This window comes from Streptomyces durbertensis (genome assembly GCF_014156695.1).
In the GTDB taxonomy this organism is placed as follows: Bacteria; Actinomycetota; Actinomycetes; order Streptomycetales; family Streptomycetaceae; genus Streptomyces; species Streptomyces durbertensis.
The window spans coordinates 1-3708 of record NZ_WMLF01000496.1 but is presented as its reverse complement, the minus strand read 5'-3'; the positions used below and the strand labels follow the sequence as shown (position 1 = coordinate 3708).

Sequence of the window (3708 nt, the reverse complement as noted above, 5' to 3'; positions counted from 1 at the left end):
TCCGTGCGGTGGGGCCAGCTGCCGTAGGCGTCCTCGCCAGGTAGGGGGCGCTCGCCGCCGCCGCGCGCGGCGCCGGCCACGTCGCGGGTGTCGCCGTGGCCACCACCGGAACCGGCGGTGCCGCGGTCGTGACCGCCGTCGCCTCGTTCACCCGGGGCGGAGCCCCGCGGGTCGCCGGGGCGGTCGCCGCCCTCGCTGTGCCGCTTGTGCGAACCGTGGTCGCCGGGCTCGGCGTGATCACCGGGTCCGTCTCCCGGGCCCCCGGTCCCCTTGCCCGGCGGCTCGGCCGTCACGCCGCCGCCGGGGACCTCCACCGAGGTGGCGCCGCCGCCGGGGCGCTTGGGGTCCTGCGCGCCGTCGGAGCGGAAGGGCCCGGGCAGGAAGCCGCTGGTCGCCGCCATCGCGACGCCGCCGAGGGCGCAGCCGGCGAGCGTCATGGCGAGGCCGGCGCGCAGGGGTTTGCCGGGGATGCGGGAGAGCTTGGAGCCCCGGGGCGCCCCGGGGCCGGCACCCGGGGTGCGGGCCGTGCGGAAGGCGGCCAGTGCTTCGGCCTCGCCGGGAAGTTCCGTGTCCGTCGGCGGGTGGCGGTGTTCCGCGGCCAGCCCTTCGAGGGCGCGGATCAGTTCCAGCGCCGACTCGTGTTCCTTAGGTGGGATGCCGGTGTCGGAGTGGGTCTCACCCGATTCGGCGGGCGGTGTGTCGCCGGTTGCCGGAGTGTCGTCGAGAGGGCGGACCGAGGTGTCGCCGACGGGACGACCGCGCAGTAGTGTCTCCGCGGCTTTGTCGTCCAGCCAGTCGTAGCGGTCGTCAGCCCTCACGTACCCCTCAGCGTTCGGGCGACCCTCGGCGTCACAGTGAGCGCCTGGTCCCATCGCTGATCTGGAATGGTTCCGTCCACGCCGGCCGGCTCGCCTTCCCCGTCCAGCAGCTCGGCCAGCCGCCGCAGTCCGCGGTGGGCGGCGGTGCGTACGGCGCCGGGGCGCTTGCCGAGTACCTGGGCGGCGCTCTTGGCGTCCAGGCCGACGACCACGCGCAGGACGACGGCTTCGGCCTGGTCGCGGGGCAGTCGGGAGATCAGCGCCATGGTGCGGCCGGTGCCGAGGGCTTCCAGGGCCTCGTCGGCGGTGTCGGCGCCGTCCGGCATGCCGGTGAGTTCGCTCTCGTCGGCGCCGGCGACGGGTCGCCGACCGCGCGCCCTGATGTGGTCGAGCGCCCGGTTGCGGGCGATACGGGCCGTCCAGCCGCGGAACCGGTCGGCGTCGCCGGTGAACCGCTGGAGATCCCTGGCTATCTGGAACCACGCCTCCGACGCCACGTCCTCGGCGTCCGCGTCCGGTACGAGTGTCCGGACGTAGCCGAGCAGCCGTGGGTGCACGGCGCGGTAAACGGTGCGGAAGGCCACTTCGTCGCCTTCCTGCGCCGCGCGAACCGCGGCGGTGAGTTCCGCCTCGTCCCCCTGCACGCTTCCTGCCCTAGGTAGTGAGGTCTGCCTGGTCTTGCCCCTGGCCGGGCGCGCGTCGTTCAAGCTTCGACAATCCTTGTGCGCGATCAGAACCGTACGGCCTGAAGTAGGTCTACGTCCATGCTCCCCGATGGAAGATGTACTTGCAGATGTACGTGCAGATGCGATTACACCGGGGCGGGTCGTCGCCGAGTAACACATTGTGGGGCGCCGACGCTGAGTGGAGTACGGGCCTGCCTGCGCAGTCCGTACTCGACGGCGGCCGGGGTCTCTCCTGTGGGGGGTGGCGACCCCGGCCGTCTTCGCGTCCGCCTCCGGGACGCACGCGGCGGCCACCTCCCCGGGCAGCGCCGACAGGCAGGTCACACGCCTTCCCTCAACCCCCACCTTTCAGCCATACGAGTGCTGACCTGCGGGCTTCACCCCACCTTCCGGGCAAGCTCCACGAAGTCCGGCCACGGCGTCTCGGGCGGACGCGGGTCCCACACCTTCTGGGCGAGCGCCCGCAGCGGCAGCCTTATGCCCTCGGCGACCTCCTCGACCGTCTGCGCCCCGGCCTGGTCGCACCACACCGCCAGCCGCGCCCCGCGTATCCGGTCCGGCCCGGCCGTCTCCGCCGGCACCGCCCGCGAGCCCCGCAGCACCGCCGGCGACCACTCCCGGTAAATACGCTCGCCGGTCGGATAGATGAAGTCGTGCGGCTCGCCCAGAACGTAGTAGAGGTACTCGTCATTGAAGTTGACGAGGCTCCACCCTTCCCGCAGGTACTCCTCCGGCTGCCGGGCGCCGATCTCCTTGCCCGTCCAGTAGGCCACCTCGCGGCCCCGGCTCGGCTCCACCACACCGCCCGCGTGCATTCCGTCGTTCCACACCTGCGGGGTGTAACCGAGGGAGCGGACGGTGGCGGCGCGGTCGTTCAGCCAGGCGGTGGCAAGATCCGCGACGCCCGCGTCCGGGCCGAAGCGCTCCCGGGCGATGCGGTGCAGCCGGGGATGGTTCGCCTCCGGGTCCGACGCCGTCAGCGGGCGGTACTCGTCACCGCCGAGATGCCAGTAGGTACCGGGGAAGAGCGGCGCGTACTCGCGCACAAGGCGGTCGATCAGCCGGCCGGACGCCGGGTTGCCTATGTCGATGGCGCCGGGGACCTCCTGGCCCGCGGCGTTGCGCAGCTTGAGTTCGGGGTGCGCCTCCAGCACGGCGCCGAGGTGGCCGGGTGAGTCGATCTCCGGCACGACCGTGATGTGCCGGGAGCGGGCCAGCCTCACCAGGTCCCGCACCTCCCGCTTGGTCAGGTGCTGCTCGGCGACCATCTCCGGGCTGGTCTCGCTCTCGATGCGGAAGGCCTGGTCGTCGGAGAAGTGCAGGTGGAGCTGGTTGAGTTTGAGGTCGGCCATCTCGCGTACGCGGTCCGCGAGCCAGTCGGCGGGGAAGTGCTTGCGGGCGATGTCGACCATCAGCCCGCGCTGCGCCCGGTCCGGGTGGTCGCGCACGGTGCCCTCCGGCATGCCGCCGCTGTCCCGGACGGACTGCAGCAGGGTGCGGGTGCCGTAGAAGACACCGGTCTCGGTGCTGCCCCGGATGTGCACCCGGTTGTCCCCGGTGGTCAGCTCGTAGCCCTCCCGGCCGCCCGGGGTGCCGGGCCTCAGGGCCAGCTCGACGTCGCCGGGTCCGGCGTCCCCGTCGGCGTACTCCAGCTCCAGCTCCTCGGCGAGCAGGCGCGCCTCGTCCTCCAGCGGGCCGCCGCGTTCGGCGACCACCCGGCCGCCCTCGGTGGGACGCCAGCCCGGGCCCCGCCCGGCCCGCCACTCCCGGACGGCCGGGATCGTGCGCGGCGCCTCGGCGGGCTCGTAGTCGCGGGGCAGGGTCGGGCTGGGCGTGGGCGGCTGCTGCCGGCCGCCCGGCCCCGACGGGCCGTCTGTGCCCGAGCGGGGGACGAGCTGCGTGACCAGCAGGGCCACCGCGGCCGTCACCGCGACGGCCAGCACGACCAACACCGTCCGGTTGCGCACCTTTGGGGCCATATCATCACGCTAACCGGATTCATCCACCTCATCCGCCCCGGACGAACCTTCGGTGAAGCCTTACCGAAGACCCTCCCAAGTCGGGCCACGGGTCAACAAGGTGGACAATGGAGACCCCGAACGGGTGAACCTCGCATACCACGCGCGCGTTCCCGACCAGCGCGCCGCTACCGTGACCCGCGCTCCCCTGCCCGGGCCGCGCGCCCCTTCCGACACGCCCAGAGG

2 protein-coding genes and 1 pseudogene are annotated in these 3708 nt (G+C 73.2%); all 3 read right to left on the bottom strand.

The window, feature by feature from the left end; all coding sequences use genetic code 11:
* A pseudogene (locus GL263_RS23285) lies at positions 1-818 on the bottom strand (hypothetical protein); the annotation flags it as partial.
* A complete protein-coding gene (locus GL263_RS23280; RefSeq protein ID WP_182857711.1) occupies positions 815-1462 on the bottom strand; it encodes an RNA polymerase sigma factor in 648 nt (215 codons plus the stop codon). The pseudogene GL263_RS23285 and the gene GL263_RS23280, both read right to left, overlap by 4 nt.
* 419 nt (positions 1463-1881) lie before the next feature.
* Positions 1882-3483: a beta-N-acetylhexosaminidase gene (locus tag GL263_RS23275; protein ID WP_182857710.1), complete on the bottom strand. Its 1602-nt coding sequence runs from the start codon at positions 3481-3483 to the stop codon at positions 1882-1884.
* Positions 3484-3708 lie beyond the last annotated feature (225 nt).